This window comes from Rhizobium sp. PP-CC-3G-465 (genome assembly GCF_004343445.1).
In the GTDB taxonomy this organism is placed as follows: Bacteria; Pseudomonadota; Alphaproteobacteria; order Rhizobiales; family Rhizobiaceae; genus Ferranicluibacter; species Ferranicluibacter rubi.
On sequence record NZ_SLYH01000004.1, the window covers coordinates 185476 to 210745 of the forward strand.

28 protein-coding genes are annotated in these 25270 nt (G+C 61.6%); 14 read left to right on the plus strand and 14 right to left on the minus strand.

Features of this window, described 5'->3' with window-relative positions; all coding sequences use genetic code 11:
• Positions 1–18 precede the first annotated feature (18 nt).
• Both C8J33_RS16875 and C8J33_RS16880 read right to left on the minus strand, forming a co-directional pair.
• Positions 19–1755, minus strand: coding sequence for a pilus assembly protein TadG-related protein (locus C8J33_RS16875; protein ID WP_110801324.1), 1737 nt, complete (start codon positions 1753–1755; stop codon positions 19–21).
• Positions 1755–2180, minus strand: coding sequence for a TadE/TadG family type IV pilus assembly protein (locus C8J33_RS16880; RefSeq protein WP_110801323.1), 426 nt, complete (start codon positions 2178–2180; stop codon positions 1755–1757). The genes C8J33_RS16875 and C8J33_RS16880 overlap by 1 nt, the downstream gene beginning before the upstream one ends.
• 614 nt (positions 2181–2794) lie before the next feature.
• On the opposite strand from C8J33_RS16880, the gene C8J33_RS16885 reads away from it, so the two are divergent.
• Both C8J33_RS16885 and dgoD read left to right on the plus strand, forming a co-directional pair.
• Positions 2795–3571 carry a FadR/GntR family transcriptional regulator gene (locus C8J33_RS16885; RefSeq protein WP_110801322.1) on the plus strand — a complete coding sequence of 259 codons (777 nt, stop codon included), beginning with the start codon at positions 2795–2797 and terminating at the stop codon, positions 3569–3571.
• A gap of 47 nt (positions 3572–3618) precedes the next feature.
• Positions 3619–4767 carry a galactonate dehydratase gene (gene dgoD, locus C8J33_RS16890; RefSeq protein WP_110801321.1) on the plus strand — a complete coding sequence of 383 codons (1149 nt, stop codon included), beginning with the start codon at positions 3619–3621 and terminating at the stop codon, positions 4765–4767.
• A gap of 112 nt (positions 4768–4879) precedes the next feature.
• Here the strand turns inward: dgoD and C8J33_RS16895 are convergent, their stop codons facing one another.
• The 8 genes from C8J33_RS16895 to rsgA all read right to left on the minus strand — a co-directional run bounded on the left by C8J33_RS16895 (position 4880) and on the right by rsgA (position 10466).
• Positions 4880–5410: a flavin reductase gene (locus tag C8J33_RS16895; RefSeq protein WP_110801320.1), complete on the minus strand. Its 531-nt coding sequence runs from the start codon at positions 5408–5410 to the stop codon at positions 4880–4882.
• On the minus strand, positions 5407–6207 hold the full coding sequence (gene rutD, locus C8J33_RS16900) for a pyrimidine utilization protein D (RefSeq protein WP_110801319.1): 801 nt from the start codon (positions 6205–6207) through the stop codon (positions 5407–5409). Before rutD ends, C8J33_RS16895 begins: the two co-directional genes overlap by 4 nt.
• Positions 6208–6257: 50 nt before the next feature.
• A complete protein-coding gene (rutC, locus tag C8J33_RS16905; protein ID WP_110801318.1) occupies positions 6258–6641 on the minus strand; it encodes a pyrimidine utilization protein C in 384 nt (127 codons plus the stop codon).
• Positions 6642–6683: 42 nt separating this feature from the next.
• Positions 6684–7424 (minus strand): pyrimidine utilization protein B, encoded by a 741-nt coding sequence (gene rutB, locus C8J33_RS16910; protein WP_110801317.1) that lies wholly within the window; start codon positions 7422–7424, stop codon positions 6684–6686.
• Positions 7421–8515 carry a pyrimidine utilization protein A gene (gene rutA / locus C8J33_RS16915; RefSeq protein WP_110801316.1) on the minus strand — a complete coding sequence of 365 codons (1095 nt, stop codon included), beginning with the start codon at positions 8513–8515 and terminating at the stop codon, positions 7421–7423. The genes rutB and rutA overlap by 4 nt, the downstream gene beginning before the upstream one ends.
• Before the next feature lie 472 nt (positions 8516–8987).
• Entirely contained in the window at positions 8988–9113 is a 126-nt protein-coding gene (locus tag C8J33_RS27810; RefSeq protein WP_280949519.1) for a hypothetical protein, read from the minus strand.
• Positions 9114–9148: 35 nt separating this feature from the next.
• Positions 9149–9277 carry a hypothetical protein gene (locus C8J33_RS27815; protein ID WP_280953120.1) on the minus strand — a complete coding sequence of 43 codons (129 nt, stop codon included), beginning with the start codon at positions 9275–9277 and terminating at the stop codon, positions 9149–9151.
• A 166-nt stretch (positions 9278–9443) separates the two neighbouring features.
• A complete protein-coding gene (gene rsgA / locus C8J33_RS16920; protein WP_110801314.1) occupies positions 9444–10466 on the minus strand; it encodes a ribosome small subunit-dependent GTPase A in 1023 nt (340 codons plus the stop codon).
• 30 nt (positions 10467–10496) lie between these two features.
• Here rsgA and C8J33_RS27820 point away from each other — a divergent pair, with 30 nt between their 5' ends.
• Positions 10497–10625: a hypothetical protein gene (locus tag C8J33_RS27820; RefSeq protein WP_280953119.1), complete on the plus strand. Its 129-nt coding sequence runs from the start codon at positions 10497–10499 to the stop codon at positions 10623–10625.
• A 114-nt stretch (positions 10626–10739) separates the two neighbouring features.
• Here the strand turns inward: C8J33_RS27820 and C8J33_RS16925 are convergent, their stop codons facing one another.
• The 3 genes from C8J33_RS16925 to C8J33_RS16935 all read right to left on the minus strand — a co-directional run bounded on the left by C8J33_RS16925 (position 10740) and on the right by C8J33_RS16935 (position 12328).
• Positions 10740–11033 (minus strand): hypothetical protein, encoded by a 294-nt coding sequence (locus tag C8J33_RS16925; protein ID WP_110801313.1) that lies wholly within the window; start codon positions 11031–11033, stop codon positions 10740–10742.
• A gap of 408 nt (positions 11034–11441) precedes the next feature.
• Complete coding sequence (locus tag C8J33_RS16930) at positions 11442–11822, minus strand: DUF6481 family protein (RefSeq protein ID WP_110801312.1); 381 nt, start codon at positions 11820–11822, stop codon at positions 11442–11444.
• Between the two features lie 296 nt (positions 11823–12118).
• Positions 12119–12328, minus strand: a complete 210-nt coding sequence (locus C8J33_RS16935) for a cold-shock protein (protein ID WP_062478651.1) — start codon at positions 12326–12328, stop codon at positions 12119–12121.
• Between the two features lie 417 nt (positions 12329–12745).
• Here C8J33_RS16935 and C8J33_RS16940 point away from each other — a divergent pair, with 417 nt between their 5' ends.
• The 11 genes from C8J33_RS16940 to glpK all read left to right on the plus strand — a co-directional run bounded on the left by C8J33_RS16940 (position 12746) and on the right by glpK (position 24213).
• Positions 12746–12979, plus strand: a complete 234-nt coding sequence (locus C8J33_RS16940; protein WP_110801311.1) for a BrnA antitoxin family protein — start codon at positions 12746–12748, stop codon at positions 12977–12979.
• 87 nt (positions 12980–13066) lie between these two features.
• Complete coding sequence (locus C8J33_RS16945; protein WP_132664965.1) at positions 13067–13993, plus strand: ribokinase; 927 nt, start codon at positions 13067–13069, stop codon at positions 13991–13993.
• A 59-nt stretch (positions 13994–14052) separates the two neighbouring features.
• Complete coding sequence (locus C8J33_RS16950; protein ID WP_110728798.1) at positions 14053–14814, plus strand: DeoR/GlpR family DNA-binding transcription regulator; 762 nt, start codon at positions 14053–14055, stop codon at positions 14812–14814.
• Positions 14815–14938: 124 nt separating this feature from the next.
• Positions 14939–16459: a glycerol-3-phosphate dehydrogenase gene (locus C8J33_RS16955; RefSeq protein ID WP_110801309.1), complete on the plus strand. Its 1521-nt coding sequence runs from the start codon at positions 14939–14941 to the stop codon at positions 16457–16459.
• A 42-nt stretch (positions 16460–16501) separates the two neighbouring features.
• Complete coding sequence (locus tag C8J33_RS16960; RefSeq protein WP_110801308.1) at positions 16502–17584, plus strand: ABC transporter ATP-binding protein; 1083 nt, start codon at positions 16502–16504, stop codon at positions 17582–17584.
• 10 nt (positions 17585–17594) lie between these two features.
• Positions 17595–18683, plus strand: coding sequence for an ABC transporter ATP-binding protein (locus tag C8J33_RS16965; protein WP_110801307.1), 1089 nt, complete (start codon positions 17595–17597; stop codon positions 18681–18683).
• 3 nt (positions 18684–18686) lie between these two features.
• Entirely contained in the window at positions 18687–19553 is an 867-nt protein-coding gene (locus tag C8J33_RS16970; protein WP_110728802.1) for a carbohydrate ABC transporter permease, read from the plus strand.
• Between the two features lie 21 nt (positions 19554–19574).
• Entirely contained in the window at positions 19575–20453 is an 879-nt protein-coding gene (locus C8J33_RS16975) for a carbohydrate ABC transporter permease (protein ID WP_245420112.1), read from the plus strand.
• A gap of 10 nt (positions 20454–20463) precedes the next feature.
• Complete coding sequence (locus tag C8J33_RS16980; RefSeq protein WP_110728803.1) at positions 20464–20745, plus strand: DUF2160 domain-containing protein; 282 nt, start codon at positions 20464–20466, stop codon at positions 20743–20745.
• Positions 20746–20830: 85 nt separating this feature from the next.
• Positions 20831–22552 (plus strand): extracellular solute-binding protein, encoded by a 1722-nt coding sequence (locus tag C8J33_RS16985; RefSeq protein WP_110801306.1) that lies wholly within the window; start codon positions 20831–20833, stop codon positions 22550–22552.
• A gap of 158 nt (positions 22553–22710) precedes the next feature.
• A complete protein-coding gene (glpK, locus tag C8J33_RS16990) occupies positions 22711–24213 on the plus strand; it encodes a glycerol kinase GlpK (protein WP_110801305.1) in 1503 nt (500 codons plus the stop codon).
• A 93-nt stretch (positions 24214–24306) separates the two neighbouring features.
• Here the strand turns inward: glpK and C8J33_RS16995 are convergent, their stop codons facing one another.
• Complete coding sequence (locus C8J33_RS16995; RefSeq protein WP_110801304.1) at positions 24307–25230, minus strand: LysR substrate-binding domain-containing protein; 924 nt, start codon at positions 25228–25230, stop codon at positions 24307–24309.
• Positions 25231–25270 lie beyond the last annotated feature (40 nt).

Below are 25270 nucleotides of genomic sequence, written 5' to 3' on the forward strand. Positions count from 1 at the left end.
CTTGGGTCTTGCCCCGGGTTATTGAACGAGCACGGGGTTTGCGCAGTCGACTTGGGTGACACGGACATCCGCTTCGCCGATGCGGACGCCGGCAACGGCGAGAATCCGTTCGAGAAGCGCATCGATGCTGGGCGTAACGGCGCCCAGCGTCTTTGCCAGCGCGGCCTGCACCACCTTGTCCGTCATCAGGGAGAGCAATGGTAGACGGATCTCCGCTTCGAGATTGGCCAGAAGGGACTGGGTCAGCGACGTCAGGAGACCGCTCGACGAGACGTTCTTCGTCGTTCCCACCGCGATGTCTCCCGGCGTGAACGTCAGCTTCCTGACCTGCGCGCTACCGACATCGACGGACGCCAGCCCCTCGACCGTGAGGAGGCCGGACTCGACCAGCTTTGCCTTCGTCACCCGCGGTGACGATCCGAAATTCTTCAACGCTGCCGCATCGACCTGGCCGATCGACACCTCCGCCACGCCCGGAACCGTGTCGATCGTGACGGTCGCATTGCTTGGCTTGCCGCCATGACACTGGATGCCTGCAAGCTTCGCTTCAGCATGCGCGACCTCAATATAAAGCGGAAGACTGATCTTGATGCCGAGCAGGTCCGCCAGGCCGTCGATCTTGATGGCGAGGGCGACGCGGACCTGCGCGGTGCGAACGGCCTGCCCAGGTTCGCCGACGCGGTGGAGCGGTGTACCGACCGGTGGCTCACCGATGGCCAGTGCGAGATCGACCGAGCCAAGCCCGGGGAGATCGAGTTTCGTATCGACCTTGACGAGCTCAGCGCCGTTGGCAAGGGCCGCGCTCGACTGCAGCAGATCAAGAACGCCGACCTTCACGCCGAGCCCCGCAGGCGCATCAATGCGCAGATGTCCCTTGTTGCCGAGATCGATGAGCCGGGCGAGCGACAGGCGTTTGCCACTTGCCGGCAGGGATTGCCGGATCTTCGAAACGAGCGTCGTCGTGCTGGACGGTAGACCGCCGTGACGCAGAATCGCGGTCAGAAGCTGTGGCACGGTGATATCGGTCGCGAGGATCTCGTCATAGGTCACAGCTGTCAGGTTGAGGTCGGACGCAAGACCGCGCGTGAGTTGGAAGAGGTCGAGGTCCGCCGTGGCCAGAGCGCGGTAATCGACAGCTTTGAGATCGAGCGTGGTGCCGAGCATCTTGCCGAGAATCGCGTTCAGCAGTCCGCCTTCAAGGCTTGCGAGGCGCGATCCGATGGAGAAGGCGGCAGTCTTGGTCATGGCGGCCGTGCCGACGGCCGACATGAGGGGTGGGGTGGTGAACATCGAGGCGAAGAACAGCGTTCCCGGCTGCTCGACGGTGACGCGCACGGCATCGCTCGGTGCCACACCCGGTTGGAACCGCTGATCAGCGTCCAGAGCGGCATTGGCGACGTAGCGGCCTTTTTCGAGGGTCACGCGACCTGTCGTGCCCGCTATGGCTGCTTCCGGAACGACAACACCACTCGGCGTCTTCAACCCCTGTGGCGTTTTCAGCAGGAGGTTCAGACGGTTGTTCTCGATATGCGACAAGGCCGCCGCTTCCGCATGGGCCATATCGGAGGCGACCGCGATGGCGGTCAGATCCGCTGCAACCTGCATCTCCCGGCGCTCCAGCGTCAGGTGGCCGTAATCGACGCCGATGGCGAGCACGCTGATGCAGGCGGGCAGGACGAGGGCCGTCATGATGGCGACGTTGCCGTCTCGACGGGACCGGAAAGCCTGCATCTTTCGGTTGAGAGGGGCCGGCATTACGCACCCCCGATCCGGATCGTTGCGGAGCGCGCAATGATGCTATCCGGCAGGGCGAATGTCATCAGGTTCCAGATCGGCAGATCGCTGGCATCATAGGTGAGCTTGACAGTGAACTGATTGGGGCGAACCTTGTCGTCCTCAACCAAGACGTTCAGCTTCTTCTGATTGATAAGAGCGAACTCGCCCGGCTTCATCGCGCCGATATAAGCGGACGCCAAGGCATTGCGCTCGCTTGCCGAGAGGCCGGCAATGGCAGCGCGTGCCGTGTCGGCTGCGATCTGCTGGACGGAATGGGTCGCCCCGAGATAAAGGCCCCAAGCAACCATCGTGAACATAACGGCCAGAAAAAACGGCGCTATGATAGCGAACTCGATCGCGGCGACGCCAGAGGCGTCACGCGTAAAACGTGACATGATCGACATCACGAGACCTCTAGTTTTTCTGTAAAGCCAAACCCCTTGGTTCTCCGTAAGGTTGCACTTAAAAACTTAACGAGAGGTTAATATACGCCTCCCAAGGTCCTTACACGCTTGGTGCCTTTCTATCTGGGGTAATCCTCCTCTCGCGGCACTTGCAACCCTTTATTTGGGGCGACATGCAACGGTCCTTACGTCAAAGGCATTTGCGCGTCGTCTTCAATTGACGGCGCTAATGCGCGTGTGTTTGCAAAGTGGTAAAGGGTTGCAACGCGCCGCAGTATCCGTTCTGCAATTTCAGCGCGAATGCATATAGTTGCCGCAGTGCGGCCAATCTCCGACGGCATGCAGTGCTCGGACATCATTGCATGAGGTATTGGTGGCGAAAAAAAATTTACGAGGACACATAAAATCTACGACCGAAGGCCAGCGGCGGTCGAGCGAGGCCAGAGGCCCATAGCCTGCGTAAAATCTTTCATCATATCCAGAAATTTTATTGTATGATGATTGGAAATCTAGTTTATTGCGCCCAGTGTTGGTGATTTGCCAGACCATATCACGCGCGCAACATCCGCCGGATTGGAATGTGAAGCCCGATGAGCAGACAAGAGGAGGCGTTTATGAGAAGACCGCGTGAACGCATCGCTCTGTTGCCTGCAACGGCTGGCAACGACGTTTCGGTCAAGCGTCCGCGCGTACAGAAAAACGTGACGCGCTCGCTCGCCTCCGATATCTGCGCCGATATCTTCCCGCCGAACGGCATGCTGCCGACCGAGAACGAGCTTTGCATCCGCTATGGTGTCAGCCGGACCGTGATCCGGGAAACGCTGAAGATCCTGGAATCGAAGGGCATGGTGCGGGGGCGCTCGCGGATTGGCACCCAGATCTGCCCGCGCGAGGCGTGGAACCTGCTCGATCGGCAGGTGCTGGAATGGATCGGCCCGCGCATCTTCGATCTCGACCTTCTGCAGAGCATTCTGGATGCGCGTCGTGCGACCGAGCCCTTTGCGGCGGAGCTTGCCGCCGAACGCGCGACCGTGCAGGAGATCGCGGAGATCGAAAGCGCCTGGCAGCGCATGCAGGACGCCGAGGGAGATGTGGAAGCCTTCACGGCGGCCGATGTCGCCTTTCACACCAATCTCATGAAGGCGAGCCACAATCAGGTCTTCATGCAGCTGTCGAGCATCATCCAGGCAGCACTCGAATTTGCCTTGCATGCCTCCAACGAGGCTGTTGACGCCCGGGGCGAAGCCGTGGATATCCACCGCGCGCTGATCGAGGCCCTGAGGGTGCGGGACAAGGCCGCCGCCCGGGACTGTTCGATGCGCATGCTGGACCTCGCGGCCCGCGATCTGGCAACCGCGCTGCGAAAGCATCCGCGAACGCCGTCGTCCTGACCACCTTCTTTCCTTCCGAACCACCCGTCACTCCCGAGACAGATCCTATGAAAATCACGAAACTGACCACCTACATCGTGCCTCCGCGCTGGATGTTCCTGAAGATCGAGACCGACGAGGGCATTACCGGCTGGGGCGAGCCCGTGGTCGAAGGCCGGGCGCTGACCGTGCAGGCGGCCGTCCACGAGCTCGAGGACTACCTGATCGGCAAGGACCCCTTCCTGATCGAGGATCATTGGAACGTGATGTATCGCGGCGGTTTTTACCGTGGCGGTGCCATCCACATGAGCGCCATCGCCGGCATCGACCAGGCGCTGTGGGACATCAAGGGCAAGGCCCTCGGCCAGCCGATCCACTCGCTTCTGGGCGGGCAGGTTCGCGACAAGATCAAGGTCTATTCCTGGATCGGCGGCGACCGTCCGAGCGACGTCGCCAACAATGCGCGCGAGGTCGTCGCCCGCGGCTTCAAGGCCATCAAGCTTAACGGCTGCGAGGAAATGCAGATCGTCGATAGCTGGGACAAGGTGGAGCGTGCCGTCGAGACGATCGCCGTCATCCGCGAGGCGATCGGCCCGCATATCGGCATCGGCGTCGATTTCCATGGCCGCGTGCACAGGCCGATGGCCAAGGTGCTGGCGAAGGAGCTGCAGCCCTACAATCTGATGTTCATCGAAGAGCCGGTGCTGTCGGAAAACCGCGAGGCGCTGAAGGAAATCGCCAATCATTGCTCGACGCCCATCGCGCTCGGCGAGCGGCTGTATTCACGCTGGGACTTCAAGCAGGTGCTGACCGACGGCTACGTCGATATCCTCCAGCCGGACCTTTCGCATGCCGGCGGGATTACCGAGTGCCGTAAGATCGCGGCGATGGCCGAAGCCTACGACGTGGCGCTGGCGCCGCATTGCCCGCTCGGCCCCATCGCGCTCGCGGCCTGCCTGCAGGTGGACGCCGTCAGCTATAACGCCTTCATCCAGGAGCAGAGCCTCGGCATCCACTACAATACGGGCAACGATATCCTCGACTACATCTCCAACAAGGAGGTCTTCCACTACGAGGACGGCTTCGTTTCCATCCCGCAGGGCCCAGGCCTCGGCATCGAGGTGGACGAGGAATACGTGATCGCCCGTGCTGCGGAAGGCCATCGCTGGCGCAACCCGCTGTGGCGTCATTCCGACGGCAGCGTTGCCGAATGGTAGGAGTCTAATAAGGTTTCCGGTCGATCAGATCGGAAACCCTATCCCGTCGTTTGAAAATCTGGTCTTCCGGCCAGAGATTTTCGACGGTTCTGGTTTCCGGCTCGCGCAGCGATCAGCCGGAAACCGCATGATACGCCCGGTCGAAATAAAACAGTGCCTGTCCCTCCGTGCGGGTGGCGGTGGACACGACGCGGCAGAAGAGCACGTCATGCGTCCCCTGCGAGACCGTGTTTTCGATCACGCAATCGAATGACACCAGCGCATCGTCGAGTGCGGGAGCACCTGTCGTCAGAACCGACCAGTCTGCGGTGGCGAAGCGCTCGGCCGCCGGCGTCTTGCCGCCGAAGAGATGCGAGAGCGGTTGATGACCGGCATTCAGTGTGTTGACGCACAGAACCTTGTTGGTCGTGACCGCGTCATACACCGAAGCCGAGCGGTTCAGACAGACGAGCAGAGTCGGCGGATCGTCGGTCACGCTGCAGACGGCCGTTGCTGCAAAACCGGTTCGCCCGCCCGGCCCATCCGTCGTGATGATGTTGACGGCGGCCCCGAGCTTCGCCATTGCACCGCGAAAGAGCGCACGCCGGGTGTCGTTGTCCGTGATCTCGGAGAAATCGGTGCGGCTGGAAGCGGCGAGGGTCATGAGATGCTAGCTTTCGTGTCGTTCCGGCCTGTGAGAAACTGCAGCAGACGATAATTGAACGGACCGGGATCGACCACGTTGATGGCGTGCCCGCCATGATCCACGAGATCCAGTACGGCATTGGGGAGACCCTCGACCAGCCGTTGCGAGCGAGTCCAGGGAACGAGAAGATCGTCCTTCGTCGCCATCACCAGCGTTTCGTGACCGATCTCGGCAAGCCTGTCGTCGATGTCGAACGCACGAAGTGCTGCGATGCGGCGCAGGATGTTCGCCTTGCCCTGAAAATGCGTGATGCCATGGGCTTCGTCGGCGGCCATGCGCTCGGGGTTTTCCGCCATCCACACGGCAGGATAGAGAAACAGCGGTTGCGCCTTGATAAAGGCGGGAATACCGGATTTCTCCAGAAGCTCGATGCGGATGTCGAAGCAGCGGCCCGAATGCGGATCCGCCTTGCTCCAGGCATTGACCAGCACGAGACGACCGATGCGGCGTGGCTGGCGGAGCGTGATATCGAGCCCGATGAGGCCGCCGAGCGCGTGACCGACGAAGTCGACCTGATCGATATCCAGCGCGTCCAGTATCTCAAGGACGTCATCCGCCATCGCGCTGATGCCGCCGGTCTCCGGCACGTCGCCGCCCGTTCGGCCCGTGCCGCGATGGTCGTAGGTCACGACGCGGAAATCGGGTGCGAGCGCCGATATCTGCTCTGCCCAGTAAGCGCCCGAGCCGCCGAGGCCGGAGGACAGCAGAACGGTGCGGGCATCTGCATCGGTGCGGCCGTGAAGATCGAAATGCATGGGTCCGCCTTTGTCGGTATCCGGCCCTACGGTCGTGGGTGCGACCGATTTCAGCCGATATGGGCGATGGTCGCGATTTCGATCAGCGCGTCCGGCTTCACGAGACCGCACTGGATGCAGAACCGGGCCGGCTTGTCGCCGGGAAAATACTCGGCATAGACGGCGTTGACGGCCTGATAGTTTGCCCAGTCGGTGATGAAGATGTGGTTCATCGTCACGTCGTCCATCGTGCCACCGGCCGTCTCGATCACCGACTTGATGGTTTCGAGCACGTGGCGGGTCTGTGCGCCGGCGTCGCCGACGTGAACCACGTCATTGTTCTTGTCGAAGGGCAATGTGCCGGAGACATAGACGACGCCATCGGCGGTCGTGCCGGGAGAAAACGGGGCGATCGGCTTGTGCGTGCCTTCAGGGACGATGATGGACTTGGGCATGATATCTCCTTGATCGAAGTGGGGCGTTGCGCGTTACCGGGTTCAGGCCTGATCGGGTGCGACCTGCGAGATCGCGCCGCAGAAATCGTTGACGGTGGAAACCCAGCCGAAGAACTTCTCGACATTGTAGACCGTCGCCTGCTGAATGAATTCCGGTCCGAGATGATGCGTCGCATCTTCCAGCATGACGCCGAAATATTCGAGATGGAAGGCGTCGCGCAGCGAGCTTTCCACGCAGACATTGGTGGCGATGCCGACGAAGACCAGATTGCGGATGCCGCGGGCGCGCAACACGCTGTCCATGTTTGTGTTGAAGAACCCGCTATAGCGCGTCTTCGGTACGAGAATATCGCCCGGCTGCGGCTGTAGTTCATCGACGATCGCGTAGTCCCAGGTGCCCTTAGCGAGAAGCTGGCCCTGTAGTTCCGGCCGCGCGCGCATGGTCTTCAACGCATTGGACTTGTGCCAGTTCGGCGATCCCGGGCCGCCGGCCTCCACATAGTCCTTGTCCCAGCCGTTCTGGAAGTAGACGACGAGCACGCCGGCTGCGCGAGCGGCATCCAGCGTCTTCTTGATGTTGGCGATCGTGCCCTTGGCGCCGGCGATGTCGAAGCCGGCGAGATCGACATAACCACCTTCGGTGGAATAGGCGTTCTGCATGTCCACGACGACCACGGCCGTTTCGTTTGGCTTGAGGCTGATGGGTTCCGGCCGCGCGGGAACGGTCACGCTCTGGATATGGCGGCGGGGCAACTGGTAGCCAGCGGTCACGGTCTCGCTCATTGTGCAGCCTCCAGGGTCATCGTCTTCACGTGCTGACGGCAGGCCATCAGCGGTTGGATGCGCGTTCCAAAATCCTCGACGCCCTTGAGGAAATCGTCGAACGTCAGCAGGACGCCGCCCGTGCCGGGCACCGTCGGCACTTCGTCGAGCAGCCGGGCGACCGTCTCATAGGAGCCGACCAGCGTTCCCATGTTGATGTTTACGGCAGAGACCGGATCGGCCATCTGGCGGACATTGGTGTCCGTGCCGGAGCGCGTGTCCGCCGCGCCCTGGATGCCGAGCCACTGGATCGCCTCCTGGTCGGCCCCGGCCTTATAGTGCTCCCACTTTGCGCGGGCCGCTTCGTCGGTTTCGTCCGCGATGATCATGAAGAGCACGAAGGAGGAGACATCACGGCCGGTCTTCTCCGTCGCCGCGATCAGCCGTTCGGCGGCCGGTGCAAAGGCTTTCGGCGTGTTGACGCCGACGCCGAAGCAGAAATTATAGTCGGCATATTCGGCCGAGAAATCCATGCCGGCGGTGGAGGACCCAGCGCAGATGATCTTCATGTCGGCCTGCGGGCGAGGGGAGAGGCGGCAGTCGTCCATCTGGAAGAACTCGCCCTTCAGGTCGCTGCTTCCGGTCTCCCAAAGATCGCGTAGAACGGTCGCATATTCCGCGAGATATTCGTAGCGCTTGGAGAAATACGCGTCGCCCGGCCACAGGCCCATCTGCGAATATTCCGGACGTTGCCAGCCGGTCACGAGGTTCAGACCGAAGCGGCCGTTGGAAATGCTGTCGATGGTGGACGCCATACGCGCCACGATGGCGGGCGGCATGACGAGGCTGGCGGCCGTCGCGAATAGCTTGATGCGGGTGGTGACGGCGGCAAGGCCGGCCATCAGCGTGAAGGATTCGAGGTTGTGATCCCAGAATTCCGTCTTGCCGCCGAAGCCGCGCAGCTTGATCATGGACAGCACGAAATCGAGGCCGTACTTTTCGGCCTTCAAGGTGATTTCCTTGTTCAGCTCGAAAGTCGGCTTGTACTGCGGAGCGTTCTCCGAGAGCAGCCAGCCATTGTTGCCGATCGGGATGAAGATGCCAATTTCCACGGTGCGATCCCCTCTTGCCTGCCTGAACCCCGCCTTTCGGGCTCTGCTTGACGGCAAACCTGCACCGAAAAATGAAAATGCACCAGCGATAAATTTATCAAAAGGTCAAAAATTTACCGTCCGGTAAAAACCTGCTGAACATCTCAGCGGCGTGCCAAAACTTTCATCCGCGAACGCATACTTCGTGGGCAATCCGGTAGATCTTGGGGAGGGGGAGTGCTCTTGCGGCGGGTGCGATTCGACAAGGGGTGCCGGGAGATGGCGACCTATCGCACCTGGCCGCGCGTCATGTCTGACGCAATCAGCTTCGCTGCGGCGCTTTATATCTGCTGCGTCATCTCAATCTGAAATGGATTGTCATTGCAGGAATGATGCGGGTGTTTCCACGCATGTTAATCCGTCGTTCACGAAGCTCGGAACGCGAACAGCCGTGCCGCTGCGCGTTGGCGCAGCCGGCACGAGCGGGAGCGGTTCAGCCCTTCTTGCCAGCAGCTGCGGCCTTGACCTGCGAACCGAGCGCGGGAGCGGGGGTTGCGGCTGCCTTTTCCTTCTTGGGCTTGCGGGTTTCCTTGTTACCGCGAACTTGACCTTTGGCCATGATGTCCTCCGAGTGTGTTTGTGGGCTCGACTGGTCTACCAGACGAAGCCCATGAGCGTGCAGTAGGTGATGAAGACCAGCGATATAATGGGCGTCGCCTTTACGAGGAAGAGCGCCGTCTGGGAAGCGAAAGTCGGAACAAATGCGGTGGATTTGGAAGACATGATGTCCTCCTTTGCTTGGGGCCAGGGCTTCATCACCCCGAACGGCAGCGCCCGCATCATCTGCTGCCGATGGCAACACTTTGCGCCCATATCGCAGACTTGGCAATGGGTTGCGCACCTGTGCCGGCTTGCCAAACAGGCTTTGGCTGCACGGTCTGGCGCCGTGCTAGTATTTCTTCTTCCGAAAGATCTTGTTGCCTTTCGGACCGCTCGAAACCGGCGTCTTCTCCCGGTTTTCGGCCAGCAACCCGCGCCAGCGCTCAAGGCGCGCGGCGTCAAGCGTGCCGCCCGCAATCGCCGCCTGGACGGCGCATCCCGGTTCGTGCTGGTGGGTGCAGTCGCGGAAGCGACAAAGGGGAGCGAGTTCGATGATTTCGGCAAACAGGGTGTCGATGCCATCGGTGACATCGCTCACATAGAGCGTCCGGATGCCCGGCGTGTCGATGACCCAGCCGCCGCCGGCGATGGAATGGAGCGAGCGGGCGGTGGTCGTGTGGCGACCCTTTGCATCATGCTGACGGATTTCGCCGGTCTTCTGCTGCGCTTCTGCGCCAGACCCGGCAAGTGTGTTCACCAACGTCGATTTGCCGACTCCCGAGGACCCCACAAGCGCCACCGTTTCGCCCGGGCCGCACCAGGGTGCGATTTTCGAAAGAGCATCGGGCGAGCGGGCATTGAGAACCACGACGGGCAAGTCGCGCTGGAGCGCGCGCGCCTGCGTTTCATAGGTCTCTGCGTCCTCGACGGTATCGGCCTTCGTCAGCACGATGACCGGTCGCGTTCCCGCCTGGTTCGCCATGATGAGGTAGCGTTCGAGCCGTGCCGGATTGAAGTCCGCATTGCAGGATGTGACGATGAAAAGCGTATCGACATTGGCGGCCGCCAGCTGCTGCCCGTGGCTGCCTTCGGTTCGCCTCTGGAGGACCGTCTTGCGGTCGAGACGCCGCACGAAGTCACGGGTGAACGGCGATGCCAGCACCCAGTCGCCGACGGCGAAATCGGCGGTATTCGTATTGGGCGCCAGAACCACGTCCGCAGCGCCGTCCACATCGATCACGTCGATGCGCGAGCGGTGAACGGAGGAAACGCGGAGAATGTGCAGATCGCTCTCATCAGGCGCGAGCTGTTCGGCGAACACGTCCGACCAGCCGAGCTGCCGGAGGCGGCCCGTCTCTGCTGAATCCGTCAAAGCCGTGTCCGAAGATGCGTGAGCGAGATCATGTCCGGGCCTTCGGTGCTGGTTTTCGTGTTCGATATCGGATGGACGCGCGGTGTCAGCCGCATGTCCTACCTATATGAACGAACGACGCCCGTCGGCAAGGCCGGAACGGTCTGCGAAGAGCTTTAAGGCGACGATACCGCAAATGACGCCAGAAACGTCATGTCTGCAGACGCACGCGAACCATCGATGCCGAGAAGACGCCGATGGGATCGCAAATGCCGAGCGTTGCCGAACGGCTGATTATTTGTTCTGGAGCAGCCAGATCTTGCCCGCCATCGTGATTTCGTGCGGCGTTTCCAGCGGTGCGCTGTCAGCCTCGACGGTGCGCAGCAGGCCCATGCCACGCAGTTCGTCGAGGGTCGTGGTGGTCACGAACTTGATCTTCTGCGGGCGTTCCTTGAAGCGGTCGGTCTTCGCATAGGTGATGGTGGCGTTTTCGTGCGTCCACTTCTTGGCCTCCTGCGGGAAGAGATTGCCGTCCTTGGCAAGCTTCAATCCGCGGATCTGCGTCGGCGTCAGTGTGAGAGCGGTCATTTCGGGTCCTTCAAGTGGGATAAGCGCCCTCCCACATTCATATGGGCCACGATCTCACGATCTCACGGGCACGGCAGGCTGCAAGCGGTTGCCCGCCAAAGAGAATGCTACGGCAGGCGGGCCTTGCGAAACGCCGTCCGATCTGTCGCTTGTCAGCGCCGATCATTGGACTTCGGCGGTCGAGGTTGCTGCAGACATCCTTCAATCGATGTCGATTTCAGGAAAAAATGATGCAGCAGCTAGAGAGCACTACAGTGCGCTGTCGCTAGATCGTCGGTCGGGCGCTGTATGAGGCTCCAACAACCGCGAGCGATCAGGGGAGAAGAGGCGCGTCGGCACGGCGTATGAAAGCTGGCAACTGCGGGATGGCGGCGCAGTGCACCGCCATCGTCCGATTGCCAGAAGACGTCAGCCCTGACGGGCTTTGCGTGCCGCATAGCGACGGTCGCGTTCGGCCTTGCGCGCTGCCTCGTCGGCCACGACGCGGGCGACACGATCGTTGACTTCCGCCTGGCGGGCTTCGGCTTCGGCGCGTTCACTGGCTTCGGCAGCAGCGGCGGCTTCGGCGGCCTCGGCCATCTGACGTTCGTTCTCGGCCCTCTTCAGGGCTTCGCGTTCTGCGCGGCGCTCTTCACGGGCCTTGGCGGTCGCTTCGCGAGCCGCAAGCTGGGCCTGCATTTCAGGATCGGTCGGCTTGGGGGCTGCAGCAAATTTTGCGAGGAGCTGCTTCTTGGCTTCGATTGCCGTCTTGCGGCGTTCGTTGAAGCCATTGTCGTTCGGGTGTCTCAACGTGTCTTCCTTGTTCTACTTTCTCGATGGCAGCGAAGCTGCCGCGTCTTTCTGCACTGGCTGGATCCGCGACAGCCCACCAGGGGTGGGTCGGCGAGTTTGCAGGCCCGTTCGGATCTGCCGCCGCATTATGCCTCAAATCCGCGCCGCGCGAAAGAACGTGCGCCGCCGGCAAAACCTGCAAACTCTGCCGATCGTGATTGTCAGCCGACGCAAAAAGGCCAGGCATCCGCCTGACCTTTCACCATCTCATGCTTCCCATGCCGGTACATCCGCGGTCAAGAGGAGCGAAAGACTTAAGCCGCCTGGAGCGAACCGGCAGACATCTTGCCCGACTTGCGGTCCTTCTCGAGCTCGAAGCCGAGCTTCTGGCCTTCGACGATTTCACGCATTCCGGCGCGTTCGACGGCCGAGATGTGAACGAAAACGTCGGCCGAGCCGTCGTCCGGCTGAATGAAGCCGAAGCCCTTGGTAGCGTTAAACCATTTTACGGTGCCTGTGGTCATGACAAACCCTTTCAGTGCAATATTCGTTGCCCGCCATACGACGCATGGCGAGATTTTTGTCGACTTTTGAGAGGGGATTTTATCACGTGGCGCAGAGCGCAGCAAAAAAACGATCGGCAAACAAAGTATCGATGAGCATGTTGTACGGCACGGAATGTGGTTTGTCAAACGCTTGCGGCCTGCTACCTGCGCCAAGGTAGCGGATAATGGGGGATAATGCGTCGAAATACTGTCGTAAATCTGGAGAATGCACCGTCGAAAGCCCCCTTGGAGACCTCTCTCCGTCCGCATTGGATGTCCGGCATGGCTTGCCTGAAAATTCGCTTGTGGACGCTGCGAAAACCACGCGGATTCCGTCACGTGCGATCGTAATTGCTGATAGAGTCGGATTTTCCACTCGACATGAGGATACGATCGATGGCGATCACCCCCCGCCGGCCTATGAGCGCCAAGGATGCAGCCGAAGCGCTGTTCAAACCCGTCAAGAAACCCGTTGCTCCTGCGGTAGAGCGTCAGGCCGTTCCCAAGACCCGCGAGATGGTGACGCTGAAGATTGACAGCGATGTGCTGGCGCATTTTCAGTCCGGCGGTCCCGGCTGGCAGGAGCGGGTCAACGCGACGCTGCGTGCCGCGATGAACGATAAGGGATAAGACGCGCTGCAGCCCATGACAGGCTGTGGGCTTGCGAGGCGATAAGCGGGTGATCGGGAGGAGAAGCCGGTCGAGAGGAGAAGACACGTGAAGAACGGCGTATCGATTCTTGGGATTTTCGTGGCCGATACGGCCTATCTTGCGGCGCGCATGCCGGTGGTCGGCGAGACGATTCGTGGCAGCGGATTTGCGGTCGGGCCGGGCGGCAAGGGTTCCAACCAGGCGGTCGCCGCGGCCCGCGCCGGTGCTACCGTCTCCTTCATATCGAAGATCGGTCGGGACACGTTCGGCGATCTCGCGCAGAAAACCTACGCGGATGCCGGCGTCACGCCGGTTTTGACCGTCATGGATACGGAGCCGACAGGCGCGGCGTTCATCTATGTCAACGAGAACAATGGTTACAACGCCATCATCGTCTATCCCGGCGCAGCCGGTACGATCGGCGTGGAGGATGTCGAGGCGGCCCGCGTAACCATCGAGCAGTCCGCCATCTTCGTTACCCAGCTGGAGCAGCCGGTGGCGGCCGCGCAGCGAGCGCTTGAAATCGCACGAAATGCCGGCGTCGTCACCGTGTTCAATCCCGCCCCGGCCGAGATCTTCCCGGATGTACTCTACGGTTTGAGCGACTACATCATTCCCAACGAAACCGAGGCGGCGGCCCTCGTCGGCTTCGGTATCGAAACGCTCGATGATGCGCGCCGGGCCGGGGACGCACTATTGAAGCGCGGCGCCGGCGCGGCCGTCATCACGCTGGGCGGTCGTGGCGTCCTTCTGCACACATCGGGGCAGTCCGATCATCTGCCGGTTTTCAGTGTCGGGCCGGTGATCGACACGACGGGGGCGGGCGATGCTTTCGTCGGCGGCTTCTCCGCGGCCCTTTCCGCCGGGCGGGATCCGTTGGAGGCCGTCCGATTCGGCTGCGCGACGGCCGGCATCTCCGTGACACGGCGCGGAACGGCGCCTGCCATGCCCTCGGTGGCGGAGATCGAGGCCGTTCTCGCAACAACGCACTAAGGTCGATTGTGCTCCTTTCGTTTTCTGCCTAGATTGAAGAAAACGAAAGGGAGGTCGTCGTGCTGCTATCATCGCGTCAGAGCGAGATCATATCGATCGCGCGCGAACAAGGCCGTGTGCTGGTCGAGGACCTCGCGCTCCGTTTCTCTGTTTCCCCGCAGACGATCCGCAAGGACCTGAACGACCTTTGCGATGCGCGTGCGCTCAACCGCATTCATGGCGGAGCCGTCATTCCGCGCGGCAACGAGAATGTCGAATATGAAGAGCGCCGCTCCATGGCCGCCCTGGAAAAGCAGGCGATCGGCCGTGCCGCCGCTGCGCTCATTCCGGACAATGCCTCTCTCTTCATCAATATCGGCACCACAACGGAAACGGTGGGCGACGCGCTTGTCGATCATAAGTCGCTGATGGTGATCACCAACAATATTAATGTTGCCAATCGCTTACGGGTCTATCCGCAGATCGAAGTCGTCATTGCCGGCGGCGTCGTGCGCGGGTCCGATGGCGGCATCGTGGGGGAGGCGGCGGTCGATTTCATCCGCCAGTTCAAGGTCGATTTCGCCATCATCGGTGTCTCCGCCATCGATGAGGACGGGGCCTTGCTCGACTATGATTTTCGCGAGGTCAAGGTCGCTCAGGCCATTATCGCCAATGCGCGCCACGTCATTCTCGTCTCTGATTCGTCGAAGTTCGATCGCACGGCGCCGGTTCGTATCGGCCACATCTCCCAGGTCGATTCGTTCATCACCGATCGCTGTCCGTCCGAGAGCATTCGCGCCATCTGCCGCGAGCATAATGTGGAGCTGATGGAGACCGCTTGATCCTTTTTCGGTTATCAAGCGATATTTTATATACGCTTTCATTTGACATTCGTTTTCATTTCGCTTTAGATGTCCATGTTTCGCAGATGCGCATTTATGCTGCATTGCGAAAGGGGTGGGGAACATGACTGGGCAGGAACCTTTCGATATCTTCGTCATAGGTGGCGGGATCAACGGCTGCGGCATCGCACGCGATGCCATCGGCCGCGGATACTCGGTCGGCCTTGCCGAGATGAACGATTTTGCATCGGGCACATCATCCGGCGCGACCAAGCTCATTCATGGCGGCCTGCGCTACCTCGAACATTACGAGTTCCGGCTGGTTCGGGAATCGCTGATGGAGCGCGAAGTGCTCTGGGCCATGGCGCCGCACATCATCTGGCCGATGCGCTTCGTCCTGCCGTTTCACAAGGGCGGCATTCGTCCTGCATGGCTCATTCGCCTCGGCCTCTTCCTCTATGACCATATTGGCGGCCGCAAGCTTCTGCCGGCAACGAAGACGCTCGACATGCGGCGCGACCCCGCCGGCAAGCCGCTGAAGCCGCTCTTCACCAAGGCCTTCGAATATTCGGATGGCTGGGTGGACGATGCGCGCCTCGTGGTGCTGAACGCCCGCGACGCTGCCAATCGCGGCGCGGAGATCCTTTCGCGTAGCCGCGTTGTTTCTGCCCGGCGCGAGGGCAAGCTGTGGGCAGTCGATATTCAGGAAGGCAAGGGCGGCCCGGTCCGGCGCGTCACGGCGCGGATGCTGGTCAATGCGGCGGGTCCCTGGGTGGACCGCGTGCTCTCCAACGCGGTCGGCAAGAACGAGGTCCACAATGTCCGGCTCGTGCAGGGCAGCCACATCGTCATCCGCCAGAAGTTCAACGATCCCAGGGCCTATTTCTTCCAGAACCCGGATGGCCGCATCATCTTCGCCATTCCCTACGAGCGCGATTTTACGTTGATCGGCACGACGGATCAGGATTTTACCGGCGACCCCAAGGACATTCGCATCACGGATGCGGAAACGGATTATCTCTGCAAGGCGGCCAGCGAATATTTCGCTGAACCCGTGCGCCGCGAGGACATCGTCTGGAGCTATTCGGGTGTCCGGCCGCTGTTCGACGACGGTGCATCGAAGGCGCAGGAAGCGACCCGCGACTACGTGCTGAAGGTCGAGGCGGATGATGGCGCGGCGCCGCTGCTCAACGTCTTCGGCGGCAAGCTCACGACCTATCGCCGTCTTGCGGAGCATGCGCTGGAAAAGATCGGCGAAGCGATCGGCGACAAGGGCGTGCCTTGGACGGCCAAGAGCACATTGCCGGGCGGCGACTTTGCGCCGACGGGCTACGAGGCCGAGGTGGCGGCACTGAAAAACCGCTACGGGTTTCTCAGCGATCGCCACGCACGGCGGCTGGTCCGGCTCTACGGAACGCTCGCCGGGAAGATCGTCGGCGATGCGCAGACGATCGAGGCGCTCGGGCGGCATTACGGGGCAGATCTCTACGAAGCCGAGGTTCGATATCTGATCGAACAGGAGTGGGCGCGCACGGCGGAGGATATCCTCTGGCGCCGCACGAAGCTCGGACTGAACCTTTCGGGAACCGAGGCGAGCGCGCTCGCGGATGACATGCAGAATTTGACGGCGCGCTGCGTCGCCTGAGGCTGCTCCAAGGAGGGAGCGCCGCGGGCTGGGAGGAAAGACATGCTGGAACTGACGAACATCACAAAGGTCGTAGGAGCGGATACGCACATCCATCCGACGAACCTCGTCCTGCAGCGCGGTTCGCTGAACGTGCTGCTCGGACCGACCTTGTCGGGCAAGACCTCGCTGATGCGGCTGATGGCCGGCCTCGACAAGCCGACCTCCGGCACGATCCGTTTCGACGGCAAGGACGTGACCGGCGTTCGCGTGCAGGATCGCTCGGTCGCCATGGTCTACCAGCAGTTCATCAACTATCCCGCCATGACGGTCTATGAGAACATCGCCTCGCCGATGCGGATCGCCGGCAAGGATGCCGCCACCATCGACCGCGAGGTGAAGCAAGCGGCCGAGTTGATGAAGCTGACGCCTTATCTCGCACGTACGCCGCTCAATCTCTCGGGCGGCCAGCAGCAGCGCACGGCGCTGGCGCGTGCGATCGTCAAGAATGCAAGCCTCGTGCTGCTCGACGAGCCGCTCGCCAACCTCGACTACAAGCTGCGCGAGGAACTGCGCGAGGAACTGCCGAAGATCTTCGCGGCCTCCGGCGCGATCTTCGTCTATGCGACCACCGAGCCGGGCGAGGCCCTGCTGCTCGGCGGCCATACCGCGACCATGCATCACGGCAGCATCAGCCAGTTCGGCCCGACCATCGACGTCTACCGCCGGCCAGTCGATCTGGTCACAGCCAAAACCTTTGCCGATCCGCCGCTCAACACACTGGCTGTGGTGAAGTCCGGTGGCAGCTTCCTGCAGGATGGTGCGCCGCTTCTGCCGGTTCCCGCCCATCTCGCCGATATCGCCGACGGTCCCTGCACCATCGGATTTCACCCCTACCATCTGTCGCTCGACGGCACCTCGGATGCGGCAGCCGTGCTTCCGGCGCGGATCATCATCAGCGAGATCGCCGGTTCGGAGAGCTTCGTACATGTGGAGAGCGCCGGCGCACGTTGGGTCATGCTGGAGCCCGGCATCCGCAATATCGAGCCGGACACGCGCGTGAACCTGGCGCTCGATACCCGCCATCTCATGGCCTTTTCCACCGACGGACGCGCCATCACCGGCCGTCTCGACAGAGCGGCGTGAGGAGACAGACATGGCCCGCATCAGCCTCGACCATATCCGCCACGCCTACGGCCCGAACCCGAAATCGCCGTCCGATTACTCGCTGAAGGAAGTCCATCACGATTGGGACGATGGCGGCGCCTATGCGCTGCTCGGGCCCTCCGGCTGCGGCAAGACCACCCTGCTCAACATCATCTCCGGCCTGGTTACGCCGTCTGAAGGCCGCATCCTGTTCGACGGGCGGGACGTCACCAATCTGCCGACGCAGGACCGTAACATTGCGCAGGTGTTCCAGTTTCCGGTGATCTACGACACGATGACCGTCTACGACAACATCGCCTTCCCCTTGCGCAATCGCCGCGTTCCGGAAGCCGAGGTCGATCGTCGCGTCAAGGAAATCCTTGAGATAATCGATCTGTCCTCGTGGGCCAAGAAGACCGCGCGCGGTCTGACGGCCGACCAGAAGCAGAAGATCTCGCTCGGCCGCGGCCTCGTGCGCAACGATGTCAGCGCCATCCTGTTCGACGAGCCGCTGACCGTCATCGATCCGCACATGAAGTGGGTGCTGCGCTCGCAGCTGAAGCGGCTGCACAAGCAGTTCGGTTTCACCATGGTCTATGTCACGCACGACCAGACCGAAGCGCTGACCTTCGCCGACAAGGTGGTGGTGATGTATGACGGCGAGATCGTGCAGATCGGCACGCCTGCCGAGCTGTTCGAAAAGCCGAAGCACACCTTTGTCGGCTATTTCATCGGCTCGCCGGGCATGAACGTCATCCCCGCCCGCATCGACGGGACGACCGCCGATCTCGGTGGCGGACAAGTGGCACTCGGCTTCAAGCCCGAGATCGCCAGCGGCGCCAAGGTCGAGCTCGGCATCCGTCCGGAGTTCGTGCGGCTCGGCCGCGAGGGCATGCCGGTGACGATCTCCAAGGTCGAGGATATCGGTCGCCACAAGATCGTGCGTGCGCTGTTCGCCGACCGGCCGATGGCGATCGTGCTTGGCGAAAATGGCGAGATCCCGTCCGAGCCGCGCATCACCTTCGATCCCGCAGCCGTCAACATCTATGCCGACAGCTGGCGGGTCTCCGATCCGTCCACCGCCAATGTGAGGGCTTGAGCCATGGAAAAGACTTGGAATAACAAGGCCTGGTTCATGGTGTTGCCGGTGCTGGTGCTGGTCGCCTTCTCCGCTGTCATCCCCTTGATGACCGTCGTCAATTATTCCGTGCAGGATACGTTCGGAAACAACGAGTTCTTCTGGGCCGGCACCGACTGGTTCATCCAGGTACTGCATTCGTCGCGCTTCTGGGATGCGCTGCAGCGCAATCTGCTGTTCTCGGTCATCATTCTCTCGATCGAGATTCCGCTCGGCATCCTGATCGCGCTGAACATGCCGAAGAAAGGTTTCGGTGTGCCGGTCTGCCTCATCCTGATGTCGCTGCCGCTGCTCATTCCGTGGAACGTCGTCGGCACGATCTGGCAGGTCTTCGGACGCGTCGATATCGGCCTGCTGGGCTATACGCTCGCAGCGCTCGGCATTCCCTACAACTACGTCAACAACGTCTTCGATGCCTGGATCACGCTGATCGTCATGGACGTCTGGCACTGGACGAGCCTCGTCGTGCTGCTCTGCTATGCCGGTCTCGTCTCCATTCCAGACGCTTACTATCAGGCTGCGAAGATCGACGGCGCATCGCGCTGGTCCGTGTTCCGCTACATCCAGTTGCCGAAAATGAAGCGCGTGCTGCTGATCGCCTTTCTGCTGCGCTTCATGGACAGCTTCATGATCTATACGGAGCCTTTCGTCATCACCGGCGGCGGCCCCGGCAACTCCACGACCTTCCTGTCGATCGACCTCGTCAAGACCGCCATTGGCCAGTTCGACCTCGGTCCGGCCGCCGCCCTTTCGCTCATCTACTTCCTCATCATCCTGCTGCTCTCATGGATCTTCTACACCGTGATGACCACCAGCGACGCTCAGAACTGATCCGGGGAGGGAGGAGAAACCATGACCACAACAATGACCAATCCGGCCATCAACACGCCGACATCGACGACGGTCAGTCGCGCATCGGCCCCATCGACAGGTATTAGCCTGTCCTGGCTGGTGCCCACGCTTTACATCGTCTTCCTGCTCCTGCCGATCTACTGGCTCGTCAATATGAGCTTCAAGACGAACATGGAGATCACCAGCACCTTCTCGCTCTATCCGCATGAACCGACATTGCGGAACTATGCGGTAATTTTCACAGATCCGTCCTGGTACAAGGGCTACATCAACTCGATCATCTATGTGGTGATGAACACGGTGATCTCGGTGCTGGCGGCGCTTCCCGCAGCCTACGCCTTCTCGCGCTACCGGTTTCTCGGCGACAAGCACCTGTTCTTCTGGTTGCTTACCAACCGCATGGCCCCGCCTGCCGTCTTCGCGTTGCCGTTCTTCCAGCTCTATTCGGCCTTTGGCCTGATCGACACGCACATCGCCGTGGCGCTTGCACACTGCCTGTTCAACGTGCCGCTGGCCGTCTGGATCCTCGAAGGCTTCATGTCCGGCGTGCCGAAGGAGATCGACGAGACCGCCTATATCGACGGCTATTCCTTCCCGCGCTTCTTCGTGAAGATCTACATTCCCCTGATCGCATCCGGCATCGGCGTCGCCGCCTTCTTCTGCTTCATGTTCTCCTGGGTCGAGCTTCTGATCGCCCGGACGCTGACCACGACGGATGCGAAGCCGATTGCCGCGATCATGACGCGCACCGTCTCGGCATCGGGCATGGACTGGGGTGTGCTGGCTGCGGCCGGCGTGCTCACCATCATCCCCGGCGCCATCGTCATCTATTTCGTCCGCAACTACATCGCCAAGGGCTTTGCCCTCGGCCGCGTGTAAGGAGACCGACATGAACTTCTCCTGGATGGCGTGGACGCTGCCGACGGTCCTGTTCTTCGTGACGATCCTGACGCTGCTGGTCGGCATGGGGATCTGGGAATTCCTTTCGCCCGGCGGCAATCCGCGCGTCGGCATCCTGCGCTTCGAGACGACACGGGGAGACCGCCTCTTCGTGTCGCTGCTCGGCAGCGCCTTCATTCACCTTGCATGGCTGGGGCTTGTCGGTCCCAACGTGTGGTGGGCTCTTGCCCTGTCCGTTGTCTACGCCATCGGCGTCTTCAAGCTGGTCTGAGGCATCTGAACGACACGGGTTTTGCTGGGGGAGGGTCCTGGCGCCCGTGACAGCAATCGCAGAAACCTTAAGAGGAGGACTACTCATGCGACGGCATCTTCTAACATCGACGGCAGCCATGCTGCTCGCCTTTACCGGGTCGGCATTTGCCGGCATGGACGAGGCAAAGACATTCCTGGACAAGGAAATCGGCGACCTTTCGACGCTGACCCGCGCCGACCAGGAAAAGGAAATGCAGTGGTATATCGATGCGGCAAAGCCTTTTGCCGGCATGGAGATCAAGGTCGTTTCCGAGACGCTCACCACGCACGAATATGAGTCCAAGGTTCTGGCCAAAGCCTTTACCGACATCACCGGCATCAAGGTCACGCACGACCTCATCGGCGAAGGCGATGTCGTTGAGAAGCTGCAGACGCAGATGCAGTCCGGCGAGAACATCTATGACGCCTATGTCAACGACTCGGACCTCATCGGCACACATTGGCGCTATCAGCAGGTGCGCAACCTGACCGACTGGATGGCCGGCGAAGGCAAGGACGTGACGTCCCCGACGCTCGACATCAAGGACTTCATCGGCACGTCCTTCACCACCGCGCCGGACAAGAAGCTCTACCAGCTTCCGACCCAGCAGTTCGCCAACCTCTACTGGTTCCGGTACGACTGGTTCAACGACGAGAAGAACAAGGCCGACTTCAAGGCGAAGTACGGCTACGACCTCGGCGTTCCCGTCAACTGGTCTGCCTACGAGGATATCGCCGAGTTCTTCACCGGCCGCGAGATCGACGGCAAGAAGGTCTATGGTCACATGGACTACGGCAAGAAGGACCCGTCGCTCGGCTGGCGCTTCACCGATGCCTGGCTGTCGATGGCCGGCAACGGCGACAAGGGCCTGCCCAACGGTCTGCCCGTCGATGAATGGGGCATCAAGGTCAACGAGAAGTCCCAGCCGGTCGGCTCCTGCGTTGCACGCGGCGGCGACACCAACGGCCCGGCTGCCGTCTACTCGATCGCCAAGTACCTCGATTGGTTGAAGGCCTATGCTCCGCCGGAAGCGCAGGGCATGACCTTCGGCGAAGCTGGCCCGGTTCCCGCACAGGGCAACGTCGCCCAGCAGATCTTCTGGTACACGGCCTTCACCGCCGATGCCGTCAAGAAGGGCCTGCCGGTTGTCAACGAGGACGGCACCCCGAAATGGCGCATGGCACCGTCGCCGCATGGCGTCTACTGGAAGGACGGCATGAAGCTCGGCTATCAGGACGTCGGTTCCTGGACGCTGATGAAGTCCACGCCTGAAAAGAACGCGCAGGCCGCCTGGCTCTATGCACAGTTCGTGACCTCGAAGACCGTGGACGTGAAGAAGAGCCATGTCGGCCTGACCTTCATCCGCGAATCGACCATCCAGGACAAGAGCTTCACCAAGCGTGCGCCCGAACTCGGCGGTCTCGTCGAATTCTACCGTTCGCCGGCTCGCGTGCAATGGTCGCCGACCGGTACCAACGTTCCCGACTACCCGAAGCTGGCACAGCTTTGGTGGCAGGCGATCGGCGATGCCGCCGCCGGCAGCAAGACGCCACAGGAAGCGATGGACTCGCTCTGCGCCGAGCAGGAAAAGGTTCTCCAGCGCCTGCAGCGTGCCGGCGTCCAGGGCGATATCGGTCCGAACCTCGCTGAGGAACACGATATCGAATACTGGAGCAAGGATGCAGCCGAAAAGGGCAACATCGCGCCGCAGCTGAAGATCGAGAACGAGAAAGAAAAGCCTCTGACGGTCAACTACGACGAACTCGTCAAGAGCTGGCAGAAGTAAGCCTGACCCGCTAGACAACGGCCGGGGCGCGACACGTGCCCCGGCCTTTTATTGACGCCGCATGCCCCCGACGTGACAGTGCCGGGACCGCGAGCGGAATGACGAGGCATCGCGTGCGCCGGGGTGGCGTGGGCTGGGTCGATGGGAGACGAGGACGAATGAGCGGTTACATTCTGGCGATCGATCAGGGAACGACATCCACCCGAACGATGATCTTCGACGCGAACATGGCCATTGCCGGCGTTGCGGGCCAGGAATTCCAGCAATTCTTCCCCGATTCCGGCTGGGTCGAGCATGATGCCGAGGAGATCTGGGAGAGTGTGCTCTCCACCAGCCGCAAGGCGATCGAGAAGGCCGGCATCGCGGCCACCGATATCGCGGCGATCGGCATCACCAACCAGCGTGAGACGATCGTCGTTTGGGATCGTGAGACAGGCGAGCCCGTTCACCGTGCCATCGTCTGGCAGGACCGGCGCACGGCGCGGTTTTGCGACGAGCTGAAGGCGCGCGGGCTGGAGCCGTTGTTCACCGAGAAGACCGGCCTCCTGATCGATCCCTACTTTTCCGGCACGAAGCTCGCCTGGCTGCTCGACACGGTGGACGGCCTGCGCGCGCGCGCCGAGAAGGGCGAGGTCTGCTTCGGGACCATCGACAGCTGGCTCATCTACAAGCTGACCGGCGGGCGCGTACATGTGACCGACGCAACCAACGCCTCGCGCACGCTGCTCTACGATATTTCCGAGAACCGTTTCGACGACGAGCTTCTCGACATCCTGTCCGTTCCCCGCGCGATGCTGCCGGAGGTGAAGGATTGCGCGGCCGATTTCGGCGTGACCGATCCCGCCATCTTCGGTGCGGAAATCCCGATCCTCGGCGTGGCCGGCGATCAGCAGGCTGCCGTCATCGGCAATGCCTGCTTTGCGCCCGGCATGCTGAAATCGACCTATGGAACGGGCTGCTTTGCGCTTCTCAACACGGGCGAGGACCGCGTCGTCTCCTCCAACCGCCTGCTGACCACGATCGCCTACCGTCTCGACGGCAAGACGACCTATGCGCTGGAAGGCTCGATCTTCATCGCCGGCGCCGCCGTGCAATGGCTGCGCGACGAAATGGGCTTCATCTCCAAGTCGTCCGAAGCCGAGGAACTGGCAAAGACGGCGGACCCGAACCAGCATGTTTACCTCGTACCGGCCTTCACCGGCCTCGGCGCGCCGCACTGGGACCCCGATGCGCGCGGCGCCGTCTTCGGTCTGACGCGAGCCACCGGCCCTGCCGAATTCGCGCGTGCGGCGTTGGAAAGCGTGGCCTACCAGACGCACGACCTTCTGGAAGCGATGAAGAAGGACTGGGGCGACAAGCGCGAGCGGACGGTCTTGCGGGTCGATGGCGGCATGGTCGCCTCCGACTGGACGATGCAGCGCCTCGCCGACATCCTCGCAGCACCCGTCGATCGTCCCGTTGTCTTGGAAACCACCGTTCTCGGTGCGGCATGGCTCGCCGGCTCGCGCGCCGGCCTCTGGCCCGATCAGGCCGGTTTTGCCGAAGCCTGGCAATGCGACCGCCGGTTCGAGCCGGAAGAGAGCGATGGTGCGCGCCAGGCCGGCATCGACGGCTGGAAGGACTGCGTTGCCCGCTGCTTGACGAATCGCCCCGCTGCGTGACGCTCGCTTTCCTTGTCAGGTGACAGGTTCGGACAGAACCTGCGCGCAGACTGATTCGCGGCTAAGCGGTGATTCTTCGGAAGTCTCGAAGCCTTAAGAATCTGACAGTGTCGGGAGAAGCTGACATTCGCTGGAAAACAACCTCTTGCTGATGAAATCGACGATGACCCGCACTTTCGGGGAAAGATGCCGGCTCGAAGGCCAGATCAGGTTGAACTGGCCGGGAGCATCGAGGTGATCCAGCAGCAGCGGCGTAAGCTCTCCGTTCCTGAGTGAGGCGGCGGCGAGAAAATCCGGCATGCAGCCGATGCCGAGTCCGCGCAGCACGGCGCCGCGCAATGCCTCCATATTGTTGCATGTCAGGACGTGACGGATCCTGACATCGGGCTCGCCCGCCGGACGCATCAAGGGCCAGTCCTGAATCTTGCCGCTATTGGGATAGCGGAAGCCGATCCCGACATGGGTGGACAGGTCGCGCGGGCAGGCCGGCGTTCCGCATTTCTCCAGATAGGCGGGTGACGCGCAGAGGAGCATCCGGAACGGCCGAAGCATGCGGACCATGATGCGGCTGTCGGGCAATTGCCCACTTCGGATAGCGACATCAACGCCTTCGTCGATGAGATCCACGATGCGGTCGGTGAAGTCCAGATCGAGTTCGATCTCCGGATAGAGCGACAGAAACTCGGAAAGCACCGGCAGGAGCAGGTGGTAGGCGACGATGGGCGCGCTGACCTTGACCCGCCCACGTGGAGTTTCCCGGGTTCGCAGCAGCGTTTCCTGCGCGTCGTCGAGATCGTCGAGGATGTGGCGGCATCGTTCGTGAAACGCGCGCCCTTCTTCCGTCAGCCGCAGGCTGCGGGTCGAACGCTGAAAGAGCCGGACGCCCAACTGACTTTCCAGCCGTGTAACAGCCTTTCCGACAGCAGACGGGGATAGACCGAGAACACGTCCGGCGGCAACGAAGCTGCCGAGATCGGCGGTGCGGACGAAGGCCCCGAGGCCGGTCAAACGGTCCATGTCTTCTGCTCCTTTATAGTGCCATTCGAGCGTTTTGATC

Excerpts from the sequence above, each read along its gene's own strand:
- C8J33_RS16875 (WP_110801324.1), bottom strand. The coding sequence starts at position 1,755 with ATGCCGGCCCCTCTCAACCGAAAGATGCAGGCTTTCCGGTCCCGTCGA.
- C8J33_RS16880 (WP_110801323.1), bottom strand. The coding sequence starts at position 2,180 with ATGTCGATCATGTCACGTTTTACGCGTGACGCCTCTGGCGTCGCCGCG.
- C8J33_RS16885 (WP_110801322.1), top strand. The coding sequence starts at position 2,795 with ATGAGAAGACCGCGTGAACGCATCGCTCTGTTGCCTGCAACGGCTGGC.
- dgoD (WP_110801321.1), top strand. The coding sequence starts at position 3,619 with ATGAAAATCACGAAACTGACCACCTACATCGTGCCTCCGCGCTGGATG.
- C8J33_RS16895 (WP_110801320.1), bottom strand. The coding sequence starts at position 5,410 with ATGACCCTCGCCGCTTCCAGCCGCACCGATTTCTCCGAGATCACGGAC.
- rutD (WP_110801319.1), bottom strand. The coding sequence starts at position 6,207 with ATGCATTTCGATCTTCACGGCCGCACCGATGCAGATGCCCGCACCGTT.
- rutC (WP_110801318.1), bottom strand. The coding sequence starts at position 6,641 with ATGCCCAAGTCCATCATCGTCCCTGAAGGCACGCACAAGCCGATCGCC.
- rutB (WP_110801317.1), bottom strand. The coding sequence starts at position 7,424 with ATGAGCGAGACCGTGACCGCTGGCTACCAGTTGCCCCGCCGCCATATC.
- C8J33_RS27810 (WP_280949519.1), bottom strand. The coding sequence starts at position 9,113 with ATGGCCAAAGGTCAAGTTCGCGGTAACAAGGAAACCCGCAAGCCCAAG.
- C8J33_RS27815 (WP_280953120.1), bottom strand. The coding sequence starts at position 9,277 with ATGTCTTCCAAATCCACCGCATTTGTTCCGACTTTCGCTTCCCAGACG.
- C8J33_RS27820 (WP_280953119.1), top strand. The coding sequence starts at position 10,497 with ATGTCCGGGCCTTCGGTGCTGGTTTTCGTGTTCGATATCGGATGGACG.
- C8J33_RS16925 (WP_110801313.1), bottom strand. The coding sequence starts at position 11,033 with ATGACCGCTCTCACACTGACGCCGACGCAGATCCGCGGATTGAAGCTT.
- C8J33_RS16935 (WP_062478651.1), bottom strand. The coding sequence starts at position 12,328 with ATGACCACAGGCACCGTAAAATGGTTTAACGCTACCAAGGGCTTCGGC.
- C8J33_RS16940 (WP_110801311.1), top strand. The coding sequence starts at position 12,746 with ATGGCGATCACCCCCCGCCGGCCTATGAGCGCCAAGGATGCAGCCGAA.
- C8J33_RS16955 (WP_110801309.1), top strand. The coding sequence starts at position 14,939 with ATGACTGGGCAGGAACCTTTCGATATCTTCGTCATAGGTGGCGGGATC.
- C8J33_RS16960 (WP_110801308.1), top strand. The coding sequence starts at position 16,502 with ATGCTGGAACTGACGAACATCACAAAGGTCGTAGGAGCGGATACGCAC.
- C8J33_RS16965 (WP_110801307.1), top strand. The coding sequence starts at position 17,595 with ATGGCCCGCATCAGCCTCGACCATATCCGCCACGCCTACGGCCCGAAC.
- C8J33_RS16970 (WP_110728802.1), top strand. The coding sequence starts at position 18,687 with ATGGAAAAGACTTGGAATAACAAGGCCTGGTTCATGGTGTTGCCGGTG.
- C8J33_RS16975 (WP_245420112.1), top strand. The coding sequence starts at position 19,575 with ATGACCACAACAATGACCAATCCGGCCATCAACACGCCGACATCGACG.
- C8J33_RS16980 (WP_110728803.1), top strand. The coding sequence starts at position 20,464 with ATGAACTTCTCCTGGATGGCGTGGACGCTGCCGACGGTCCTGTTCTTC.
- C8J33_RS16985 (WP_110801306.1), top strand. The coding sequence starts at position 20,831 with ATGCGACGGCATCTTCTAACATCGACGGCAGCCATGCTGCTCGCCTTT.
- glpK (WP_110801305.1), top strand. The coding sequence starts at position 22,711 with ATGAGCGGTTACATTCTGGCGATCGATCAGGGAACGACATCCACCCGA.
- C8J33_RS16995 (WP_110801304.1), bottom strand. The coding sequence starts at position 25,230 with ATGGACCGTTTGACCGGCCTCGGGGCCTTCGTCCGCACCGCCGATCTC.